Consider the following 21,595-nt stretch of genomic DNA (forward strand, 5'->3'; position numbering starts at 1 on the left):
AGCAGTACGGACAGCCGGCGGACCCCACAGCCCAGCAGCAGTACGGACAGCAGCAGTACGGACAGCCGGCGGACCCCACAGCCCAGCAGCAGTACGGGCAGCCGCAGTACGGACAGTACGGCCAGCCTGGGGTTCCTTCGCCCTACGGTTACCAGGCTGCTCAGCCCTCGGGGTACCCGAACCCGGGTACCGCCGGGCCTGCGGCGAAGGGGCCCCGCCCCCGCGAAGTGATGATCAGCTTCTGGCTCCTGGTTGCTGCGGGCGTGCTGTCCCTGATCAACAACATCGCTGCCGCGTTCAACCCGGAAGGCTACGTGTCAGCGCAGCAGGAGCGTGACTTCGAAGCCCAGGGCCTGTCCTTGGACGAGGTGCTCCCGGTCTTTTCCGGTGTCCTGGTGGTGATGGGCCTGCTCGCTCTGGGCGTCTATCTGCTCGTCGCCTTCTTTGTCCGCAAGGGAAGCAACTGGGCCCGCATCCTGGGCACCGTCCTGGCGGCGCTGAGCCTCGTTCCGTTCCTCTTGAGCCTGCTGGCGGATCCGGCGTCCCTGTTCCTGGGCACCGGCCTGCTGTACACCGCGGTGAACCTGCTCGGCTACGCGGCGATCATCCTGCTCTGGCTCACCCCGTCCCGGCCTTACTTCAGCGGTTCCAGGGCCGGAACCGGCAGCACGAACCCCTACGGCACCTACTAGCAGCAGGCGGGTTCCGGCCCTACGGGTTCGGCTCCCGGGGCCGCCTCCGCAGGCGCCCCGGAGCCCCCACTCCGCTCACCGTCCGACGCCGGCGGTCCCCCAGGGACCGCCGGCGTTCTTTCGTTTTCGGGTGCGGCAGGGCCAAAGCCTTCCCGATGTGGTCCGCCCGCAGGACCTGCAGCGTAGCGTTGTTGCTCCCGCAGCAGACCAGCGCGGTTTCGCACCTGCTCCCTTGAAGGCGGCGATGACCATGAGCTCCTCCCCCGCAGCCGGCCACTCCGATCCCCGTTCCCTGCGCGTCACACACGTACCTGCGCCGTTGAAAAGGCCGCGGCATTCCAGTGTCCCGCCCGTCCCCGTCGTCCGTCCGCTGTCCAGCGTCCCGCCGCCGCCGGCCCGACGTCCCGCTCCCGCGCCTTCCGCTGCACCCGATGTCCGCCGTCCTGCTCCGGACCGGCCGCCATGGCCCCGGCGCGCTGCCGCGGTCCGCGTCTTCGGCCGGCCGCCCGCCCTGCTGCTTGGGGTCGGGCTGATCATCGCCGCCGCCTGCTTTGGCCTGAGGGACAACCTGGGAGGCAGCGGCCCGTTCGACCTCTCGGACGAAGCCGGCGCGTTCGTCCTCGACCTCGGAGTTCCGACGCCGGTTCTGGATGGTGTGTTTGCCTTCGTCAATGCGGCGGCAGCGGTGGTCATTTTCGGTCTCTACCTGCTCATTGCCGCCTGCGCCCTGGAAGGCCGCCCCTGGGCCCGGGTTGTCGGTGCGGCCGCCGCGCTCCCAGCAGCCGCGGCCGCCTGCGCGGCGCATTCCGGAGCACAGCTGTTCGCCGTCCTCCTCGCCGGGCTCGGCGTGGCACTGTTCTTCACCCAACAGGTCTCGCTCTGGCTGGCCGACCTGGCTGAACGTTCCCGTGCGGACGCCGATGCAGCCAGGGCATTCCTCGACCAGGCCGCGGAACGCTACGACGAAGCCGAAGAACACCAGGAGCCGGACGGCAGCGATGCCGCCGGGTCCCCCGGCACCCTGGGCCCCGTCTTGGCAGCGGAACCTGCCGCCGAGGAGGCGGCGACGGGCGACGCCGGTCCGCCCGCGGGGCAGCAGGCGGACCGGCGCACCCGTTATGCAGCAGGCAGCAGCCCCGGGGCGGGGAGCGTTTGGCTGCGGCGGGGCGCGCCTCGCCGGCTGGACAGGGTGCTGAACCTTGTCCGGCCGTCCCACGGCCGGGCGGATTTGCCGATGCTGCCCGCAGCCGGCCCCGATCCGGTCGGGGCCGGCGATCCCGGCACGCCGATGGAGACGGGTTCAGGCGCCGTCCGGACGGCTGCTGCCGGTCTAAAGAACGGCGCCGGCGCCACCGGGCCCGATACTGCGGCCGAGTCCGATATGGCGGCCGGGCTCGATGCTGCGGCCGGTGAGCGGGCCGACGTTCACGCCGGGGTCGGCGGGACTGACACCACGGCGTCCGGCCCGGTCCGCCTGGACTCCGCTCGGAGGCGGACCGTCAACGGGCTGCTGGCCCGCAGGCGACGGCGCTGACACGCGCACTGCTGCAGTTTCCAGCACCTTGACGGCGGCTATCCGGCCTTTCCCGACGAGCGGCGCAGGCCCTGCCCGTCCGCCAGCCGGGCCCTGGCGTCCGTCGCGATTTCCGAGACCTGCGCCCGCTGGGCGTGGTAGGCCAGGATCTGCAGTTCGGTTGCCATGTCCACCTTCCGCAGCTGCACGTGGTCCGGAGCCTGGAGCAGCACCGGGGCAAAGCTGAGGATGCTCCTGACTCCGGCGGCAACCAGCCGGTCGCAGAGGACCTGCGCCACTTCCGCGGGGACCGCCAGGACGGCCATGTTCGATGCAGTCCGCTCAAGTATGGTTTCGAGGTCGTCGACGTGGCTGACCTCCAGCCGCCCCACCTGCTGGCCGACGGCCTCAGGGTCGGAATCCAGCAGGGCTACGACCTCGAAGCCGCGCGAGGCGAACCCCGGGTACCCTGCCAGCGCACGCCCGAGGTTGCCGGCGCCGACGATGGCCACGCGCCAGTCAAGGGTCAGTCCCAGGGCTGCGGCGATGCGGCCGCTGAGATAGGAGACGTCGTAGCCGACGCCGCGGGTCCCGTAGGAACCCAGGTAGGACAGGTCCTTGCGCAGCATGGGAGAGTTCACGCCTGCCGCTTCCGCAAGCTCCTCGCTGGAGACCCGTTCGACCCCCTCGGTCAGCAGCGCACCGAGCGCCCGCAGGTAGATGGTCAGCCGGGTCAGTGATGCGGGCGGAATATGCCGGCCGACCGGGTGGGCCCCATCGTCCGGCGCTTTGTCCGCCGGTGCCTTGATCGGCTTCGGAGGGCGGCTCACAGCTGCTCCCTCCCCCGGTACGCGCGACGGCGCCGCCGGCTGATGTCCTGATCCAGCACTACGATAGGCCGCGCCGGGCGCAGCCGGAAGCCGCTGCGCAGGCTGCCGGCTGCTGCGGTGGGATCGGCGGCGAGGCTCATGCCTGCCTCGCAGCGAGCAGCCGGCGCAGCCTGGTCTCATCAATCTGCCAGAAGTCGCGCTGGACTCCGTCGACGAAGAGCACCGGCAGCTCCTCGCCGAAGCGGCGTGCCCGGTCGGCGTCCCCGTCCACCGATTCCTCCCGCCACTGCAGTCCGAAGTCCGCCGCCACCCGCCGCAGCACGTCCCGGGCCTGCTCGCAGAGGTGGCATCCGGTGCGGGTGAGCAGCATCAGGTCGGGCGTGGCGGAGGCTGGCGAAGCGTGCATACTCCCAAAATAGCGCCCGTTGGCCCCCGCTCCGCATTGTGCGACGCCTTCGACGGCCGGTGCTGCCGGCCGGCGGGCATTGCGTAGACTCGAAACATGCCCCGTTCCACCGCCGTCAAGTTTCCGGGTCCCGAGGCCGCGGCTGGGCGGCCCGGCGAAGCCGCGTTCTTCGACGTCGACAACACCCTCATGCGCGGGGCGAGCCTGTTCCATGTCGGGCGGAAGATGTACCAACGGGGGGTCTTCACGCTGCGTGATGCGGCGGGTTTCGCCGCCAAGCAGATGCGCTTCATGCTGCGCGGAGAAAACATGCAGGATGTGCATTCGGTCCGTGACGCGGCCCTGGCCTTCGCCACCGGGCTGGCCGCCGACGACGTCCGCGCGCTGGGCGAAGAGGTCTACGACGAGATGATCGAGTCGAAGATCTGGCCCGGAACCCGTGCCCTCACGCAGCAGCACATGCAGGCGGGCCGTCCGGTGTGGCTGGTGACCGGCACTCCGGTGGAGGTGGCCTCGGTGATTGCCAGCCGGCTGAACCTGACCGGAGCCCTCGGTACGGTGAGCGAGGTGACGGACGGGCTGTACACCGGCCGCCTGGTGGGCGAATTCCTGCACGGGCCGGCCAAGGCGGAGGGTGTCCGCGAGCTGGCACGCAGGGAAGGGCTGGACCTGTCGGCCTGCTGGGCCTACAGCGATTCCTACAACGATGTGCCCCTGCTGACCATGGTCGGGCACCCGGTGGCCATCAACCCCGACGCGCGGCTGCGCCGGCACGCCAGGGACAACAACTGGCCCGTCTATGACTTCCGTGCCGGCCGCAGAGCTGCAACGCTCGGGCTCAAGACGGCGACGACGGCCGGGGCGGCCTACGGGCTCTGGCGCGGCTGGTCCTGGATGCGGGCCCGCTGACCCCGCGTTTGTCCACGGCGCCGTTAAGGCGTGAAGCCCGCTTCCCGGAAACGGGATGCGGGCTTCCTTTCACAAGGGCCGAAGAAGGCTACTTCTTGTTGCGGCGCTGGTGACGGGTCTTGCGAAGCAGCTTGCGGTGCTTCTTCTTGGCCATACGCTTGCGGCGCTTCTTGATAACAGAACCCACGTAGTCCTCACAAACTCTTGTCGGATTGCTCCGGCACAGGGGCACCTCCGCCGGAAGGCAACGATGCATCCATACCGGCAGCACATGCCATGAATGAAAAACGTTCGTTAACAGGGTACCGCTTCACTGCGGCTCCCGTTGACACCGGTTTCCGCAGCCTCGAAAGGCTACGCGGTGTCGGTGCGCCGGTTGGTTGCGGCGTCTCGCAGCACCTGCTGCACGGCGGATTCCGGAACCCGATAGGAGCGCCCGAACCGCACCGCCGGCAGTTCACCGGAGTGAACCAGCCGGTAGACGGTCATCTTGGAAACACGCATGACATCGGCGACTTCCGACACGGTCAGGAAGCGCACGTTCGAGAAGTTGCTCTCGTCTGCCATTGGTCAATAGTTCCTTCGCTCGCAGGCAGCGGGGCGGTCCACTTAGGGTGTGCCGCGCCACAGCCGCCATCCGGGAGGCGTGTCGCCTTGAGGACCACTGCGGTGATCGTCTAGTCCACCACTCTAGTGGCTGAAGTAACCATAGTGGAAGTTCCGGGAACCGTTTGACGCCCGTTCCGCCTGTGCCCGGCGGCCTCGGCCAGGTCCGCCAGGACCGCCTCCGTCGCGGCCCAGTCCATGCAGGCGTCGGTGATGCTCTGCCCGTAGGTCAGGTGCGCGGGTCCGGACGCCGGCAGCTTCTGCGCCCCGCCCTGCAGGAAGCTCTCCAGCATGACCCCCGCCACCTGCTCCGCGGCGTCGTCGGCGGCGGCGACCTGGGCGGCTATTGAGCGGGCGACGCCGGCCTGGCGGACGTGGTCCTTGCCGCTGTTGGCATGGGAGGCATCAATGATGAGGCGCGGGTTGAGGCCCCGGGCCGCCAGCCCGGCGGAGGCCTCTGCGACGTGCGCCGGCGAGAAGTTCGGCCCGTCGTTGCCGCCGCGCAGGATCAGGTGCGTGTCCGGGTTCCCGGCGGTGGCCACCATCGCCGCCCGTCCCTCCTCGTCTATGCCCAGGAAGGTCTGCGGTGCCGCTGCGGCGGCGCAGGCGTCCAGCGCCACGGTCGTGCCGCCGTCGGTGCCATTCTTGAAACCGACCGGCATGGACAGCCCGGACACCAGCTGACGGTGGATCTGGCTTTCGGTGGTCCGGGCGCCGATGGCACCCCAGCTGACCAGGTCGGCGAGGTACTGCGGGCTGATCGGCTCGAGGAACTCGGTGGCGGTGGGCAGGCCCAGGTCGGCGACGTCCAGGAGGAACCGCCGCGCCGCCCGCAGGCCCGCCTCGATGTCGTGGCTGCCGTCCAGGTGCGGGTCGTTGATCAGGCCCTTCCAGCCCACGGTGGTGCGCGGCTTTTCGAAGTAGGCCCGCAGCACGATCAGCAGCTGCCCCCGGTGCCGGTCGGCGGCTTCGGCCAGCCGGTGGGCGTACTCCAGCCCTGCCTGCGGATCGTGGATGGAACACGGCCCGGCTATCACCAGAAGCCGGCTGTCCTCGCCGTCGAGCACGCGCCGGATCTGCGCGCGGCCGGCCTCCACGCCGGCGGCAGCCAGCCCGCCGAGCGGCAGCTCGTCGAGCAGCTGCCCGGGCGAGGGCAGGGCACGGAAGGAAGTGACCCGAAGGTTTGAGGTGGCTGCAGGAGCAAGTGTGTGCATGATGGTCCGTCCCTGTGGTGACACGGCGGGACCGGATGCTCAGAACCCGCCGGGAATGGCGAAGGGCAGGGAATTCTCCCTGCCCTGTTGGCTCTGAAGGTAAGCGTCAGCGTATTACCGCGCGGGCTCCTCCAGAGCCAACGGAAAATACGCATACCAACGCTTGGTCATGCCCCGACCCTAGACCCCTGCCCGCCCCCGGCGCAAACCATGACGGCGCCGTCAGCCGGCAGCGGCCTCCCGCGCAGGCTCGGTCTCGCGGTAGTAGCCGCGGATGTGCTCCGCGAGCAGCCGTCCCGCGTCGCCGCTGCGCCCCTCCCGGACCGCGGCCAGTATCGCGCGGTGCTCCCCGCGCAGCCGGCACGCGGTGGTTTCCCATTGGGGCACGTTCCGGGCACGGGCCAGCGTGTAGCCCCGGATCGAGTCGCGCAGCGAGGCCATCATGGCGTTGATCAGTGAATTGCCGGCAGCTTCGGCCAGCGCCACGTGAAACCTGGTATCGAGTTCCAGGAAGTCGGCCACATCCAGGTCGTCGTCATCCATGGCGTCCAGCAGCTGCCCGGCCTGCTCGAGCGACGGCGCCCCGGCCCTGGCGTGAAGCCCGGTCCAGGACTCCAGCATGACCCGGGTCTCGACGACGTCGGCCACCGCCAGGTGGGAGCTGGCAATGTGCAGGCGCAGGGCCGAGCTCAGTGCCGCGGCCGGATTGGCGGTCACCACGGTCCCGGACTCGGGGCCGGATCCCACACCCGCCCGCACCATGCCCATGGCTTCCAGGATCCGGATGCCTTCCCGGACGGACGCGCGGGACACACCGATCTGCTCGGCCAGGGCCCGCTCTCCGGGGAGCCTGTCGCCCACAGCCAGGTCCCCCGCGGCCAGGGCGGTCTCAAGCCAGTTCAGCACCAGCTGGTGGGTTCTCATTCGTTCAGGATACTTGTCCCCCCACGTGCGGTTTCCGTAGGCTCGGAAACCCCGAACCGACCTGCAAGGAAGCAGAACGTGACCCATCTTCCTCCCGCCCTGAGGCGACGCGTCCCCAAGCCCGCCGATCTGCGCCCGCTGCTGCAGTTCAAGCCCCCGGTGGTGGGGCAGGCCGCCCGGCTGCGGCGCGCCTCGACGATCTGGGACCTGCGGGACATGGCGCGCCGGCGTACCCCCAAGGCGCCGTTCGACTACACGGATGGTGCCGCAGGCGAGGAGATCACGCTGAACCGTGCCCGCGCCGCGTTCCGGGACCTCGAGTTCCGCCCGGGCGTGCTGCGCAACGTCCAGCAGATCGACACCGGGGTGCAGATCCTCGGTGCCCGCTCCGCGCTGCCCTTCGGCATCGCCCCCACCGGTTTCACCCGGATGATGCACTCCGAGGGTGAATATGCCGGTTCCCGGGCGGCGGCGGCCGCGGGCATCCCGTACACGCTCTCCACCATGGGCACCGCCTCCATCGAAGATGTCGAAGAAGCCGCCGGGCAGGGCCGGAACTGGTTCCAGCTCTACCTGTGGACCGAGCGGGAGAAGTCGCTGGAGCTGATCGAACGGGCGGCGGCCGCAGGCTATGACACGCTGATGGTCACCGTGGACACGGCGGTTGCCGGTGAACGCCTGCGCGACGTGCGCAACGGCATGACCATCCCGCCGGCGCTGACGTTGAAGACCGTCCTCGACGCTTCATACCGGCCGGCCTGGTGGTTCAACTTCCTCACGCATGAGCCGCTGGCCTTCGCATCGCTGAACCGGTACAGCGGCACCGTGGGCGAACTGATCAACTCGATGTTCGACCCGACCCTGACCTTCGCGGACCTGGACTGGCTGCGGGAGGTATGGAAGGGCCGGCTGGTGGTCAAGGGGATCCAGACGCTCGACGACGCCCGGAAGGTGGTCGACCACGGGGCGGACGGCATCGTGGTCTCCAACCACGGCGGCCGGCAGCTGGACCGCGCACCGGTCCCGCTGCACCTGCTGCCGGAAATCGCGGCCGAACTGAAGGGCCGCACCGCCATCATTCTCGATACCGGCATCATGAACGGCGGCGATATCGTGGCCGCCCATGCCCTGGGCGCGGACTTCACCCTGATCGGGCGCGCCTACCTGTACGGGCTGATGGCCGGCGGCCAGGCCGGCGTCGAACGGGCCATTGAGATCCTCGGCGCCCAGGTGCGCAACACCCTCGCGCTGCTGGGCGCGGCGTCCATGTCGGAGCTGACGGAGGACCACGTCCGGCTGCCCGCCGGCGCCGCCGTAAGCGGCAGCGCCGCCGCACTGACCCGGACCACCTGGGCCCAGCGGAACTGACCAGCCCGGACGTGCCACGCACAGCGCAGGGGCACGGCACCATCGCCGGTGCCGCGCCCCTACGCTGTCCGGGCGGACCCGGAGGACGTCGGTCCGACTCTAGATGACGCCGAGGGCGAGCATCGCGTCGGCGACCTTCACGAAGCCGCTGATGTTGGCCCCCACCACGTAGTTGCCGGGGGCGCCGTACTCGTCGGCGGTGCGGGCGCATCGGTCGTGGATGCTGGACATGATTTCGCTGAGCCGGCGCTCAGTGTGCTCAAAGGACCAGGCATCCCGGCTCGCGTTCTGCTGCATTTCCAGGGCCGAGGTTGCCACGCCGCCGGCGTTGGCCGCCTTGCCCGGACCGAACAGCACCTCCGCGTCCTGGAAGACCTCGATCGCCTTGGGCGTGCAGGGCATGTTGGCGCCCTCCGCCACGGCCACCGTTCCGGATTTGACCAGCGACACGGCGGCCCGCTCGTCCAGCTCGTTCTGCGTGGCGCACGGCAGGGCAACCGTGGCCCCGGCGTCCCAGACGCTGCCGCCCTTCACGAACCCGGCCCCGTTGCCGCGGCGGGTGGCGTAGTCCACGATCCGCCCGCGTTCGACCTCCTTGATGGTCCGCAGGAGGCCGACGTCGATGCCCGCCTCGTCCACGACGTAGCCGGAGGAGTCGGAGCAGGCCACCACGGTGGCGCCCAGGGACTGGGCCTTGTCGATGGCGTTGATCGCCACGTTGCCCGAGCCGGAGACGATCACGCGCTGCCCGTCCAGGCTCATGCCGCGGGTCTTGAGCATCTCCTCGACGAACATGACCACGCCGTACCCGGTGGCTTCGGGGCGGACGAGGGAACCGCCCCAGCTCACGCCCTTGCCGGTCAGCACTCCGGATTCGTAGCGGTTCGTGATCCGCTTGTACTGGCCGAACAGGTAGCCGATCTCCCGGCCCCCGACGCCTATGTCACCGGCGGGAACGTCGGTGTACTCCCCGATGTGCCGGTACAGCTCGGTCATGAAGGACTGGCAGAACCGCATGACCTCGGCATCGGACTTGCCGCGCGGGTCGAAGTCGGAGCCGCCCTTGCCGCCGCCGATGGGCATGCCGGTCAGCGCGTTCTTGAAGATCTGCTCAAAGCCCAGGAACTTGACGATGCCCAGGTAGACGGAGGGATGGAACCGCAGCCCGCCCTTGTAGGGGCCCAGGGCGGAATTGAACTCCACCCGGAAACCCCGGTTGATCTGCACCTGGCCGCGGTCATCGGTCCACGGCACCCGGAAGATGATCTGCCGCTCCGGTTCGCAGATGCGCTGCAGGATGGCCGCCTCGCCGAACTCCGGGTGTTTCTTCAGGACCGGGCCGAGGCTGTCGAAAACCTCCGTCACCGCCTGATGGAACTCAGTCTCACCGGGGTTCCGGTGAAACACCTCGTCGCGCACGCGCTCCAGTACAGCATCCATGATTTCTCCTCGTTGCAGGCCCCCTTCTACGCTAGCGGGGCTGCGGCGTGGAGAAAATTCGGCGGGCCTCCGGTTACGACCGTGCGGCCGGTGTGCCCAAAGCGGCGGACGTGGCCCGCGGGCCCGACACCGTCAGCGGCGCCGGCGGAACTTCGGCAGCTGGCCGAGCAGGTCGGCGGCCCGTTCGGCGGCGCGGCCCACGGTGCGGCCGAGCTGCGGCTGGGGGCGCGGATCATCCTGCGGCGCCGGGCTTCCGGCTGCGGCTGCCGCCGCGGCGGCGGGCGGCAGAACGACGGCGGGCGCCGTCGTCGTACGGGTGGCGAAGATGCCGCGGCCGGCACGGGATCCGACGACGGCGAGGCCCGGCTGCGGTTCGGCCGGCTGCAGCGACTGCAGCCCGAACCCGCGCAGCCACAGGACCACCTCATCGAGGGGTCCCGTGAGCAGGGAGTAGTAGCGCTTCTGGCCTTCAGCGCGCATGGAGACCAGGCCTGCCTCGCGCAGGACCTTCAGGTGCTTGGATACCGTGGGCTGGCTGACCTCCAGCTCCTGTACCAGGGTGCCGACGGACTTGTCGCCGGCCCGTAGGGCGGCCAGGATCTCACGTCGGGTACCTTCCGCGATGACGGCAAACACATCGTCGATGACCATGCCCAATACCTTAGCCCCGTTCCCCGCGGGAACGTGTATCCGCAGGTCGCGCTGGAGGGTCAGTCGAACCAGGGGTCCAGCCCGTGCAAGGGAAACACTTCCTTGCGGGTGGCCATGACGGTGCGGTCGATCGCGTCATTGGGGTCGTAGCCGACCTCCCAGGACCGCCACCAGGTGTCGGCGCCGTCGCCCATGAGCTCGGGCACCCGGACGCCGTGCTTTTCCAGCACGTAGTCCCGCCACGGGGCGGGCACCGGCGTGGTGCAGCGGATCCCGCCGTTGGCGGCCGCGGAGATCAGCATCGCCCAGGAGCGCGGCACCACGGAAGCGACGTTGTACCCGCCGCCGCCGGTTGCCACCCACCGGCCCTCGCACAGCTGGCCGGCCAGGTCGGCGATGGTCAGCGCCGCCTGCCGCTGGGTATCGATGCTCAGACGCAGGTTGGTCAGCGGATCGTCGGCGTGGCCGTCGCAGCCGTGCTGGCTGACGATCACCTCCGGGACAAACGCCTGGGCCAGCTGCGGGACCACGGCGTGGAAGGCGCGCAGCCAGCCGGCGTCGGAGGTGCCGGCGGGCACGGCCACGTTCACCGCCGTCCCCTCCGCCCCCGGCCCACCGGTTTCGTTGGCGAAACCGGTGCCCGGAAACAGGCTCAGGCCGCTCTCGTGGATGGAGATGGTCATGACCCGGGGGTCGTCCCAGAAGATCTGCTGGGTGCCGTCGCCGTGGTGCGCGTCGGCGTCGATGTACAGGACGCGGGAGGCGCCGGCCTCGAGGAAACGGGCGACGGCGGCCGCGGCGTCGTTGTATACGCAGAATCCGGCCGCCTTGCCCCGGCCGGCGTGGTGCATGCCGCCGCCGAAGTTCACTGCGTGCACGCTGCGCCCGGACAGCACGGCCTCGGCTGCGGCCACCGAGCCGCCCACCAGCCGGGCGCTGGCTTCATGCATGCCGGCGAAGGCCGGGGTGTCCTCGGTGCCCAGACCGAAGGCCTGGTCCGCGGCCGCCGGGGCCTCACCCGCGGCCCGGACCGCTGCGATGTAGGCGCGGTCGTGCACGATGGCCAGGCGGTCGTCGTCGGGCACGAACGGTTCCGCCAGCGAAACCGCGGGCAGGTCGAACAGGCCCAGCTCGCGGGCCAGGCGGGCGGTCAGGTCCAGCCGCAGCGGACTCATGGGGTGGCTGGGACCGAAGTTGTAGGCCAGCATCGACTCATGCCAGATGACGGTCGTCGGCATCGCCGGCAGGCTGAGCCCGGAACTGGTCATGCAGACAGGCTACGCGATGCCGGCAGCGCAGGCATGCGGGGATCGGTTAGTGGTTTACTAGCTGTTGCACAGCCCCGTAACAGAACTGGAAAACAGCGAGATGGCCTTTCCCCGGCCGGCCCGGCCGCAGGCACCGCCCGCCGAGAAGCGGCGGATGATTCCGCCGGTCTTTACCTGGCTTCGGACCTTGGTCGAGGACCTCTTCGGCCGTTCCCCCGCGCGCCTGGCGCTGACCGTGTTCGCGCTGGTCATCGTGCTGTTCACCGCCCTGCTGGCGCTGCCCATCTCCTCCGCCACCGGCTATGCGACGCCGCTGCACGACGCCCTGTTCACCGCGGTCTCCGCCGTCTGCGTCACCGGCCTGACCGTGGTGTCCACGGCCACGCACTGGTCCGCCTTCGGGCAGGTCATGATCCTGGTGGCCATCCAGGTCGGCGGCCTGGGCATCCTGACCCTCGCTTCCCTGCTGGCGCTGGCCGTCAACCGGCGCCTCGGCGTACGCGGCAAGCTGATCGCCCAGGAGGGTATGAACACCGGCCGGCTGGGCGAGGTCGGCTTCCTGCTGCGGATCGTGGTGCTGACCACGGTCAGCATCGAAGCCGTGCTGGCGCTGGTGCTCGCGCCGCGGTTCATGATGCTGGGCGAGTCGCCCGGCCAGGCGATCTGGCATGCGGTGTTCTACGCCGTCTCGGCGTTCAACAATGCAGGGTTCACCCCGCACTCCGACGGCCTGGTGCCCTATGAAGAGGACATCTGGATCCTCGCCCCGCTGATGATCGGCGTGTTCGCCGGGAGCCTCGGCTTTCCCGTGATCATGGTGCTGCTGCAGACCAGACTGCACCCGGGCCGGTGGAACCTCCACACCAAGCTCACGCTGCTGGTCTCCAGCATCCTGCTGATCGGCGGCGCCGTCCTCTGGGGCGTGCTGGAGTGGGCCAACGACCGGACCATCGGCGAGCTGGACGTCGGCGAGAAGCTGCTGCACTCGGTGTTCGCCTCGGTGATGACCCGCTCCGGCGGGTTCAACCTGGTGGACATGGCGGACCTGACACCCGGCACGCTCCTGATCACCGACATGCTCATGTTCGCCGGCGGCGGGTCGGCGTCGACGGCCGGCGGAATCAAGGTCACCACCGTGGCCGTGATCTTCCTGGCGATCGTCGCCGAGGCACGCGGCAACTCAGACGTCCGGGCTTTCTCCCGGACCATTCCCTACGGCGCCATGCGGGTGGCGATCTCCGTGGTCGTCCTGGGCGCCACCCTGGTGGCGGTGTCCACGCTGGCCCTGCTGGTGATCACGGGTGAAACGCTGCAGCCGGTACTGTTCGAAGTGATCTCGGCCTTCGCGACGGTGGGGCTGAGCATCGGCCTGAGCCCCACCCTGCCGCCGGAAGGCAAATACGTCCTCTCCGCCCTGATGTTCGCCGGTCGGGTGGGAACCATCACCCTGGCCGCCGCCCTGGCGGTGCGCCAGAGCAACACCCTGTACCACTTCCCGGAAGAGAGGCCCATCATTGGCTGAACGTCCCCCGCACAACGCCCCCGTCCTCGTGATCGGGCTGGGCCGCTTCGGCATGGCCACGGCGGAGCAGCTGGTGCGACAGGGCCGCGAAGTGCTGGCGATCGAGCGTGATCCGTCACTCGTGCAGAAGGCCTCCACCCTGCTGACCCACGTCGTGCAGGCCGACGCCACGAACATCGAGGCGCTGAAGCAGCTGGGCGCGCAGGATTTCAGTTCCGCCGTCGTCGGCGTCGGCACGTCGATCGAGTCCAGCGTGCTGATCACGGTGAACCTGGTGGACCTGGGCATCGAGCACCTGTGGGTCAAGGCCATCACCCCTGCGCACGGCAAGATCCTGGCCCGGATCGGCGCCAACCACATCATTTACCCCGAGGCCGACGCCGGACGCCGCGCCGCCCACCTGGTGGCCGGACGCATGCTGGACTTCATCGAGTTCGACGACGACTTCGCGATCGTGAAGATGTACCCGCCCAAGGAAACCCAGGGCTTCACCCTGCGCGAGTCCAATGTCCGCTCCAAGTACGGAGTCACCATCGTGGGCGTGAAGTCACCGGGCGAGGACTTCACCTACGCCCAGGCGGACACCAAGGTCTCCGGGCGGGACCTGCTGATCGTGGCCGGTCATGCAGACCTGCTGGAGCGCTTCGCCGCCCGCCCCTGACGCAGGGGCGGCGCCGCGGGCACCGGGTCGGGCAGCGCCTAGCTGTCCCGCAGTTCGGCGCTGATCTGTGCGGCACGCGCGGCGGCTGCCGCGGCGCCGTCGGCAACGATCGCGGGCAGGCCGCGCCGATCGAATTCGGCGATGGCGGCTTCGGTGGTGCCGTTCGGGCTGGTGACGGCGCGGCGGAGGGCCGCGGCGTCGGCGTCGGGTTCGGCGAGCATGGCTCCGGCACCGGCGACGGTTTCGCGGGCGAGCAGCGCCGACAGCCGCGGATCCAGTCCCAGCCGCTCACCGGCGGCGGCCATGGCCTCGGCGAGGTAGAACGCGTAGGCGGGCCCTGAGCCGCTGACCGCGGACAGCGCATCCACCTGCTCCTCGGGCACCTGGACAACGGTTCCGGCGGACGCCAGCAGCCGTCCCGCCTCGTCCAGGGTCTCCTGGCTGCAGGAGGATCCGGGCGACAGGGACACGACGCCCCGCCCCAGCTTGGACGGTGTGTTGGGCATGGAGCGGATCACCGGCTGGCCGGCGGGCAGGGCCGCTTCGAGCATCTGGACGGTGACGGCTGCGGCCACACTGATGACCGGCGCGCCGGGCTGCAGCGCAGGCGCGATCTCCTCGAGCAGGGCCTTCACGCCCACGGGCTTGACTCCGACGATCACGACGTCGGCCGCGGCGGCCGCAGCGCGGTTGGCGTCTTCCTGCTCGGAACCGGCCAGGACCTCCACCCCATGCCGGTTCCGCAGTTCGGCGGCCCGCTCGGCCCGCCGCACAGTGGCGGTGATCCGGTCCTTCGGATGCCCGCCGGCGAGCATGCCGGCAAGGATCGCTTCGTTCATGGAACCGCAGCCCAGGAAAGCCACGTGGGGAATGTTTTCGCTAGCCATGGTCCCGATTCTGCCACGCGCGGCGGTGCCGGCCGTTCCCGGGAAGTGCACGGCGCCCGCCCAGCCGCTGCACAGGTTGCGGGACTACTGTCTTAACTGCCTCTTGGAGGTGCGAGTGACGAAGGGCTTCGGCTCTTCGGGTGCCGGCGATCCGCGGATGTTTTCCCCCAACCGTCCGCAGGAATCGCCGGCACTTTGCGTTTAACCGCCAGGTTAACCGTCGAGCTGGCCCAGATGACGGCGGGTGAACTCCAGGGTCCGCTTCAGCAGGTCCTCCCGCTCTCCGGCGCCCTTGGCCCGGCGGGTGCTGACTTCGATGCTGACGACGCCGGTGAACTGCCGTTCGGCGAGGTAGCTCAGCGCCTCGGCGCACCGCTGCGTGCCCTCCCCCGGCAGCAGGTGCTCGTCCCGGCCGTTGGGGGTGCCGTCGGTCAGGTGGACGTGGGTCAGGCGGTCTCCGAGCCGGCGGATCTCCTCATAGGAATCCATTCCGGCGATGGCGGCGTGCGAGAAGTCCCAGGTGACGTGTTCATAGGGTTCGGGCACCGGGTTCCAGTGCGGCAGGTAGGCCTTGGCCTCGCGGCCGCGCACCCGCCACGGGTACATGTTCTCCACCGCCACGATCACACCGTACTCCTCCGCGACCCGGCGCACGCCTTCGGCGAAGTTCTCCGCGTAACCGGTCTGCCAGCGGAACGGCGGGTGCACGATCACGGCGTGGGCCCCGACCTCGGCCGCCATGGCGGCCGACAGCTCCACCTTGGTCCAGGCCTTGCCCCAGACCTGCTGGGTGACCAGGAGGGTGGGGGCGTGAATGGCGAGGATCGGCTGTTCGTACTTCTCGCTCAGGTGCTTGAGCTCATCAGGGTTCCGGCTGATCTGGCTGCCGGTGACCATGACCTCCACCCCGTCGTAGCCCAGGTCATGGGCCACGGCGAACGTGTCGTACACGCTCAGCGGATAAACGGAGGCGCTGGAAAGCACCACCGGAATGTCAGGCAGGGGCCTGGGGCTGCTGGAGGACTCGGGCATTCAGCTGCGCTTTCGCTAGGGAACCTGGCTTGTCTCCATTATGTCCCCGGCGGTGCCGGCCACCGTCCGCCCGCAGGGCGTTCACCCGGGGGCGGACGGACGGCGGCAGCGGCTACTTCCGTGCCGCGGCGCGCTTGCGGACCGGTTTCTTCGCCGGGCCCTTGGCGCGCTTTTCCGCCAGCAGCTCAATGGCCTGCTCGCGGGTCAGCTCCTCGATGCTGGTGGCCCGGGGGACGGTGATGTTGGTGACGCCGTCGGTGATGTACGGGCCGAAGCGGCCTTCCTTCACCACGATCGGCTTCTCCGAGACCGGGTCGGGCCCGAACTCGGCCAGCGGCGGAACGGCGGCGCGGGCGCCGCGCTGCTTGGGCTGGGAGTAGATCTCCAGCGCCTGTTCGAGGGTGATCGAGAAGATCTCCTCCTCGGAGCCGATGGAGCGGGAATCGGTGCCCTTCTTCAGGTACGGGCCGAACCGCCCGTTCTGCACCGTGATCTCGTTGCCCTCGGCGTCGGTGCCCAGCACCCGGGGCAGGCTCATCAGGGCCAGCGCCTGCTCGAGGGTGACGGTGTCCACGCTCATCGACTTGAACAGGGACCCGGTGCGCGGACGCACCTTCACGGGCTTCTTCGGCGGCTTCGGCTTGCCGTTCTTGTAGTATTCCACCGGCTGGGCGGCGAGCTCCTCCTCGGTCGGTTCCGGGATGATCTCGGTGACGTAGGGGCCGTACCGTCCGTTGCGCGCCACAATGGTGCGTCCGGTTTCGGGATCGGTGCCCAGCACCCGCTCCTCGGGCCCGGCGCTGTTCATCAGCTCCACGGCCTTCTCGGCGGTCAGCTCATCGGGGGCCAGGTCCTCGGGCACGTTGGCTCGCTCCGGCTCGGTACCCTCCGGGGCGTCGGCCGGCAGGACGCGTTCCAGATACGGGCCGAACTTGCCCACCCGCAGCACGATGCCGTCGGCGATCTCGATGGAATTGATGGCCCGCGCATCGATCTCGCCGAGGTCGTTGACGATGGTGTGCAGCCCGGTTTCCTGCCGGTCCCCGTAGTAGAAGCGGTCCAGCCACTCCACGCGGCCGGCCTCGCCGCGGGCGATCCGGTCCAGGTCCTCTTCGAGCTCGGCGGTGAAGTCGTAGTCGACGTAGTCGGTGAAGTGCTCCTCGAGCAGCCGCACCACCGAGAACGCGATCCAGCTCGGCACCAGGGCCTGGCCGCGGCTGGTGACGTACCCGCGGTCCATGATCGTGGAGATCGTGGCGGCGTAGGTGGACGGGCGTCCGATGCCCAGCTCCTCCAGGGTCTTGACCAGGGAGGCTTCCGTGTAGCGGGGCGGCGGGGAGGTCTCGTGACCGGCGGGGGTAATGTCCCGGGCCGCCAGCGGGTCTTCCGCCTTGAGTACCGGCAGCCGCGCGCCGTCGCCGGACTCGCCGTCGTCGTCGCCGCGGACCGCGTCGCGGCCCTCCTCGTACGCGGCCATGAAGCCGCGGAAGGTGATTACGGTGCCGGAGGCGGTGAACTCGGCGTCACGCCCGTCGGAGGATACCGCGCCGAGGCGCACGGACGCGGTCGAGCCCTTCGCGTCGGCCATCTGCGAGGCAACGGTGCGCTTCCAGATCAGCTCGTACAGCTTGAACTCGTCGCCGCGCAGCGCGGAGGCGACCTGCGCCGGGGTGCGGAAGGAGTCGCCGGCGGGCCGGATGGCCTCGTGCGCCTCCTGCGCGTTCTTCGACTTGCCCTTGTAGATGCGCTTGGCGTCCGGCACGTACTCCGGTCCGTACAGCTCCGAAGCCTGCCGGCGGGCGGCGTTGATCGCCTGGTCCGACAGCGCCGGGGAGTCGGTACGCATATAAGTGATGTAGCCGTTTTCGTACAGCCGCTGCGCCACCTGCATGGTCACCCGCGAGGAGAAGCGCAGCTTGCGGCCGGCCTCCTGCTGCAGGGTGGAGGTGGTGAACGGGGCGGCCGGACGGCGGGTGTAGGGCTTGGTGTCCACCGAGCGGACGGTGAACGCGGCAGCCTCCAGCGACGCGGCGAGGCTGACGGCGGCCGTCTCGTCCAGGTGCGCGACATCGGCGCTCTTGAGCTGCCCGCGGTCGGTGAAGTCCTTGCCGGTGGCGATGCGCCGGCCGTCCAGGCTGACCAGCTTGGCCTTGAAGGACTCGTCCTGGGCGGTGGCGAAGGTGCCCATCAGGTCCCAGTAGGAGGCGGAGCGGAACGCCATGCGCTCCCGCTCCCGCTCCACGACCAGGCGGGTGGCCACCGACTGCACGCGCCCGGCGGACAGGCCGCGGGCGACCTTGCGCCAGAGCACCGGCGAGATCTCATACCCGTAGAGCCGGTCCAGGATGCGGCGGGTTTCCTGCGCATCCACCATGGCGACGTCGACGTCCCGCATTTCCTGCAGGGCGCGCTGGATCGCTTCCCGGGTGATTTCCGGGAAGGTCAGGCGGTGTACCGGCACCTTGGGCTTGAGCACCTGCAGCAGGTGCCACGCGATGGCTTCGCCTTCGCGGTCCCCATCGGTTGCGAGGTAGAGCTCGTCGGCGTCCTTGAGCGCCGCCTTGAGCTCGGCGACCTTTTTCTTCTTGTCCGTGGACACCACGTAGTACGGCTCGAAGCCGTTCTCCAGGTCGACGGCGAACTTGCCGAGCGAGGACTTCTTCAGCTCGGCAGGCAGGTCCGAGGGCTGGGGCAGGTCCCGGATATGGCCCATCGAGGCGGTCACCTCGAAGTCCTCTCCGAGATAACCGGCAATGGTCTTGCCCTTGGCGGGGGACTCGACGATGACGAGCTTTTTCTTCTTGCCGGTGTTCTTGTCCGATGCCTTAACTGGCACGTCTCTCCTACGTAGCGGAAGTGCTGATGGTTTGGATGATGGTCTTGCCGCGGGCCGCAGCGCCCGGCGCCGGTTCATCCACAGACAGTATGGGGGTTGCCCCAGCACTAGGGTAACTGGTCGGCGGAACAGTTACCGACGTGCGGGTTAATTACCTGTGGAGGGCTGCTCCGGCCGCTGCCGGGCCGCCGGCGGCACCAGGAACCCGTCCAGCAGCAGGTTCCGCACCTCGGCCTCCAGCCCGGACGCGAAGCCGGCGTCGCCGTCGCGGCCCAGCAGCGCGGCCAGCGCGCCGATGATCTGGCCGACGGTGAGGTCCCCGTCGGAGGCCGAAACGAAGCCGGCCAGCTCCGTGCTCATCAGGTTGGTGCGGCGGAATCCGGCGCCCTGGCGCAGCAGGATGACGCCCGGGTGCTCGGCGCCGGGGCGCTGATGACGTTCCTCGGTCACGTCGTCCGCCACCACCAGCCGCTCCCGGAGCAGGGAGGGCCGCGCGGCGGCCCAGTCGTAGCGCTCGACGGCGGCGCCCAGGTGCGGCCCGATCGGCTGTTCCAGGGGGTGGGTGATCTTTTCGAAGCGCAGCAGCGGTTCGCTGCCGGTGCGCCGGCGCAGCCAGATCGAGCCGAAGCCGACCGCCTCGGTGCCGCGGGAGGCGAAGTCGCGCAGGTAGGCCTCGTAGGCGGCGGTGTACAGCTCCCGGTCCCGGTTTTCGGCGGCGTCCCGCAGCCACATTTCCGCGTACTCGGCGGGGCTGAGCTGTTCGCGCTGGACCACCCAGGCGTCCAGCTCCGCCGGCACCCAGGAGCGGATCCGCCGTTCCCAGCCGGTGGCGGTGCCCGCGTCGGTTGCCGGGAGGGAGTCCGGAGCGGCAGGCGGAGCCTGGATTTCCCAGTTGCCCAGCATCTGGGCGGTGCCGCCGGGGGCCAGCACGTCGCCGAGGCCGCGGATCAGGGAGGAGACAATGTCATCTCCCGGCAGCCCGCCGTCGCGGTAGGTGAAGCGGTCCGACTCGTCCGCACCGGTGCGCGGGGTGATGACGAACGGCGGGTTGGAGACCACCAAATCGAACCGTTCCCCGGCCACCGGTTCCAGCAGGGACCCCAGCCGCAGCGACACCCGGTCCTCGAGCCGCAGCGGGTCCAGGCCCAGGGCCGGGGCGTTCAGCAGCAGGTTGAAGCGGGTGAAGCCGAGGGCGCGGTCGGAGATGTCGGTGGCGGTCACGTGGCGGGCGTGGCCCAGGAGGTGGAAGGCCTGGATGCCGCAGCCGGTGCCCAGGTCGAGCGCCCGGTCCACCGGACGGCGCACCGTCAGCTGCGCCAGGCTCAGCGAAGCCTGCCCGATGCCCAGGACGTGGTCGCGGCGCAGCACGCCGGGCCGCTGATGGGCTCCGAGGTCGCTGGCCACCCAGAGCGAGGCGGCCGGGGTGTCCCCTTCTCCGCCGATGCCGTACGGCCGCAGGTCGACGGCGGCACGCAGCGCCTCTTCCCCGCCGGCGGTGCCTGAGTCACGGCGGGCGGGCGCGTCGGAGTCGCTGGTCGCGGGCTCCACGAGCCCCAGGCGAAGGAGCCCGGCAACCCCGGTGCCGGGAAACGCACGGTCCAGATCAGCTGCAGGCAGCTCCGCTCCGATCAGCCACAGCGCGACGGCGGCGGCCACCGGGCGGGGCTGCGCGGCCGCCGCTTCCCGGCGGCAGGCGAGGATGGCAGGCACCAGCTGTTCCCGCGCCAGCGCATCGGCCGCCTCCTCGCCGAGGAAGGCGGCCACGCCGTCGACGGTGTAGTCCATTGCTGTGAGGTCGGCCGCCAGGCGGGCCAGCAGATCAGGGTCGTCACTGTGCGGGGCATCCGGAATCCGGGCAAAGCTGTTCACCGCTTCAGTCTATGGGCGGATGCATCGCCCCTCGGGCCGTGGAGGTTCAGGCCGCGCAGCCCTCCGGGCAACGGAGCGTGGCGGGATCCGATGCGCAGTCGGCGCAGTAGAGGGTGAGCTTGCGGCAGGCCGGGTTCGAGCAGTTCTCGAATTTGCTGGTGGGCGCCTCGCAGCGGGCGCAGCGGCCGATCACCTCGGCCTCGTCGCTGAACTCGGTGTGCATGCGCCGGTCGAACACGTACAGCGAGCCCTCCCAGAGGCCCTTGTCGCCGTAGGCCTCGCCGTAGCGGACGATGCCGCCGTCGAGCTGGTAGACCTCCTGGAAGCCCCGGTTGACCATCAGCGAGGAGAGCACCTCGCAGCGGACCCCGCCGGTGCAGTACGTCACCACCGGCTTGTCCTTCAGCTCGTCGTACTTGCCCGAGTCCAGCTCGCGGATGAAGTCCCGGGTGGTCTCGACGTCGGGCACCACGGCGTTCTTGAACCGGCCGATCTGCGCTTCGAAGGCGTTGCGGCCGTCGAAGAAGACCACCTCCTCCCCTGCGGCGCGGCGGGCGTCCACCAGCTCGTGCAGCTCCTCCGGCCGCAGGTGCACGCCGCCGCCGACGACGCCGTGCTCATCGACCTTCAGCTCGCCGGGGGCGCCGAAGCTCACAATCTCCTTGCGCACCTTCACGGAAAGCCGCGGGAAGTCCTCAGCGGAGCCCTCGGAGTACTTCACCTCCAGTCCGCGGAATCCCGGGTACTGCCGGGTGGCCTTCACATAGGCCTTCACGGCATCCAGCGGGCCGCCGACCGTGCCGTTAATGCCGTCGGGGGAGATCAGGATGCGCCCGCGCAGTCCGAGCGAGTCACACAGCGTGTGCTGCCACAGGCGGACCGCCTCCGGGTCCGGCAGCGGGGTGAAGAGGTAGTACAGAGCGATTCGGTTCATGGCCACCCCTCAAGGGTAGTCGGGCGCCGGGGA

20 protein-coding genes are annotated in these 21,595 nt (G+C 69.8%); 6 read left to right on the forward strand and 14 right to left on the reverse strand.

Annotated elements, in window-relative coordinates:
• Both AC5RUW_RS00005 and AC5RUW_RS00010 read left to right on the forward strand, forming a co-directional pair.
• Nucleotides 1-692 (forward strand): DUF7144 family membrane protein (locus AC5RUW_RS00005; RefSeq protein ID WP_494158796.1); only part of this gene is annotated, 692 nt, incomplete at its 5' end.
• 250 nt (nt 693-942) lie between these two features.
• Nucleotides 943-2,226: a hypothetical protein gene (locus AC5RUW_RS00010; protein WP_494158797.1), complete on the forward strand. Its 1,284-nt coding sequence runs from the start codon at nt 943-945 to the stop codon at nt 2,224-2,226.
• 38 nt (nt 2,227-2,264) lie between these two features.
• On the opposite strand, the gene AC5RUW_RS00015 is transcribed toward AC5RUW_RS00010, so the two are convergent.
• Together AC5RUW_RS00015 and AC5RUW_RS00020 are read right to left on the reverse strand one after the other, a co-directional pair.
• Complete coding sequence (locus AC5RUW_RS00015; protein WP_494159533.1) at nt 2,265-3,014, reverse strand: redox-sensing transcriptional repressor Rex; 750 nt, start codon at nt 3,012-3,014, stop codon at nt 2,265-2,267.
• Nucleotides 3,015-3,171: 157 nt separating this feature from the next.
• On the reverse strand, nt 3,172-3,441 hold the full coding sequence (locus tag AC5RUW_RS00020) for a glutaredoxin family protein (RefSeq protein WP_494158798.1): 270 nt from the start codon (nt 3,439-3,441) through the stop codon (nt 3,172-3,174).
• A gap of 96 nt (nt 3,442-3,537) precedes the next feature.
• On the opposite strand from AC5RUW_RS00020, the gene AC5RUW_RS00025 reads away from it, so the two are divergent.
• Nucleotides 3,538-4,350, forward strand: a complete 813-nt coding sequence (locus AC5RUW_RS00025; protein WP_494158799.1) for an HAD family hydrolase — start codon at nt 3,538-3,540, stop codon at nt 4,348-4,350.
• Between the two features lie 88 nt (nt 4,351-4,438).
• On the opposite strand, the gene AC5RUW_RS00030 is transcribed toward AC5RUW_RS00025, so the two are convergent.
• The 4 genes from AC5RUW_RS00030 to AC5RUW_RS00045 all read right to left on the reverse strand — a co-directional run bounded on the left by AC5RUW_RS00030 (nt 4,439) and on the right by AC5RUW_RS00045 (nt 7,094).
• The gene (locus tag AC5RUW_RS00030; RefSeq protein ID WP_003792170.1) at nt 4,439-4,537 is read right to left on the reverse strand and encodes a 30S ribosomal protein bS22; all 99 of its coding nucleotides are present in this window, start codon (nt 4,535-4,537) and stop codon (nt 4,439-4,441) included.
• A 167-nt stretch (nt 4,538-4,704) separates the two neighbouring features.
• Nucleotides 4,705-4,917 carry a helix-turn-helix domain-containing protein gene (locus AC5RUW_RS00035; protein ID WP_494005786.1) on the reverse strand — a complete coding sequence of 71 codons (213 nt, stop codon included), beginning with the start codon at nt 4,915-4,917 and terminating at the stop codon, nt 4,705-4,707.
• Between the two features lie 110 nt (nt 4,918-5,027).
• Nucleotides 5,028-6,170, reverse strand: a complete 1,143-nt coding sequence (locus AC5RUW_RS00040; protein ID WP_494158800.1) for a 3-deoxy-7-phosphoheptulonate synthase — start codon at nt 6,168-6,170, stop codon at nt 5,028-5,030.
• Between the two features lie 222 nt (nt 6,171-6,392).
• Nucleotides 6,393-7,094, reverse strand: a complete 702-nt coding sequence (locus AC5RUW_RS00045; protein WP_494158801.1) for a FadR/GntR family transcriptional regulator — start codon at nt 7,092-7,094, stop codon at nt 6,393-6,395.
• A gap of 78 nt (nt 7,095-7,172) precedes the next feature.
• Here AC5RUW_RS00045 and AC5RUW_RS00050 point away from each other — a divergent pair, with 78 nt between their 5' ends.
• Nucleotides 7,173-8,462: an alpha-hydroxy acid oxidase gene (locus tag AC5RUW_RS00050; RefSeq protein ID WP_494158802.1), complete on the forward strand. Its 1,290-nt coding sequence runs from the start codon at nt 7,173-7,175 to the stop codon at nt 8,460-8,462.
• 99 nt (nt 8,463-8,561) lie between these two features.
• Here the strand turns inward: AC5RUW_RS00050 and gdhA are convergent, their stop codons facing one another.
• The 3 genes from gdhA to AC5RUW_RS00065 all read right to left on the reverse strand — a co-directional run bounded on the left by gdhA (nt 8,562) and on the right by AC5RUW_RS00065 (nt 11,821).
• Nucleotides 8,562-9,902, reverse strand: coding sequence for an NADP-specific glutamate dehydrogenase (gdhA, locus tag AC5RUW_RS00055; protein ID WP_494158803.1), 1,341 nt, complete (start codon nt 9,900-9,902; stop codon nt 8,562-8,564).
• 132 nt (nt 9,903-10,034) lie between these two features.
• Nucleotides 10,035-10,553, reverse strand: a complete 519-nt coding sequence (locus tag AC5RUW_RS00060; protein WP_494005791.1) for an ArsR/SmtB family transcription factor — start codon at nt 10,551-10,553, stop codon at nt 10,035-10,037.
• Between the two features lie 59 nt (nt 10,554-10,612).
• Nucleotides 10,613-11,821: an acetoin utilization protein AcuC gene (locus AC5RUW_RS00065; protein WP_494158804.1), complete on the reverse strand. Its 1,209-nt coding sequence runs from the start codon at nt 11,819-11,821 to the stop codon at nt 10,613-10,615.
• A gap of 154 nt (nt 11,822-11,975) precedes the next feature.
• Between AC5RUW_RS00065 and AC5RUW_RS00070 the strand changes: the two genes are divergently transcribed.
• Both AC5RUW_RS00070 and AC5RUW_RS00075 read left to right on the forward strand, forming a co-directional pair.
• A complete protein-coding gene (locus tag AC5RUW_RS00070; RefSeq protein ID WP_494159534.1) occupies nt 11,976-13,343 on the forward strand; it encodes a TrkH family potassium uptake protein in 1,368 nt (455 codons plus the stop codon).
• The gene (locus AC5RUW_RS00075) at nt 13,336-14,004 is read left to right on the forward strand and encodes a potassium channel family protein (RefSeq protein ID WP_494005794.1); all 669 of its coding nucleotides are present in this window, start codon (nt 13,336-13,338) and stop codon (nt 14,002-14,004) included. The genes AC5RUW_RS00070 and AC5RUW_RS00075 overlap by 8 nt, the downstream gene beginning before the upstream one ends.
• A gap of 38 nt (nt 14,005-14,042) precedes the next feature.
• On the opposite strand, the gene proC is transcribed toward AC5RUW_RS00075, so the two are convergent.
• The 5 genes from proC to trhO all read right to left on the reverse strand — a co-directional run bounded on the left by proC (nt 14,043) and on the right by trhO (nt 21,568).
• Complete coding sequence (gene proC / locus AC5RUW_RS00080; RefSeq protein ID WP_494158805.1) at nt 14,043-14,891, reverse strand: pyrroline-5-carboxylate reductase; 849 nt, start codon at nt 14,889-14,891, stop codon at nt 14,043-14,045.
• Nucleotides 14,892-15,104: 213 nt separating this feature from the next.
• Nucleotides 15,105-15,923: a sugar phosphate isomerase/epimerase family protein gene (locus tag AC5RUW_RS00085; RefSeq protein WP_494158806.1), complete on the reverse strand. Its 819-nt coding sequence runs from the start codon at nt 15,921-15,923 to the stop codon at nt 15,105-15,107.
• Nucleotides 15,924-16,035: 112 nt separating this feature from the next.
• A complete protein-coding gene (topA, locus tag AC5RUW_RS00090; protein ID WP_494158807.1) occupies nt 16,036-18,759 on the reverse strand; it encodes a type I DNA topoisomerase in 2,724 nt (907 codons plus the stop codon).
• Between the two features lie 147 nt (nt 18,760-18,906).
• Nucleotides 18,907-20,628: a DUF7059 domain-containing protein gene (locus tag AC5RUW_RS00095; protein ID WP_494158808.1), complete on the reverse strand. Its 1,722-nt coding sequence runs from the start codon at nt 20,626-20,628 to the stop codon at nt 18,907-18,909.
• 46 nt (nt 20,629-20,674) lie between these two features.
• Entirely contained in the window at nt 20,675-21,568 is an 894-nt protein-coding gene (trhO, locus tag AC5RUW_RS00100; RefSeq protein ID WP_494158809.1) for an oxygen-dependent tRNA uridine(34) hydroxylase TrhO, read from the reverse strand.
• Between the last annotated feature and the right edge of the window lie 27 nt (nt 21,569-21,595).

This window comes from Arthrobacter sp. Y3222053 (genome assembly GCF_059092805.1).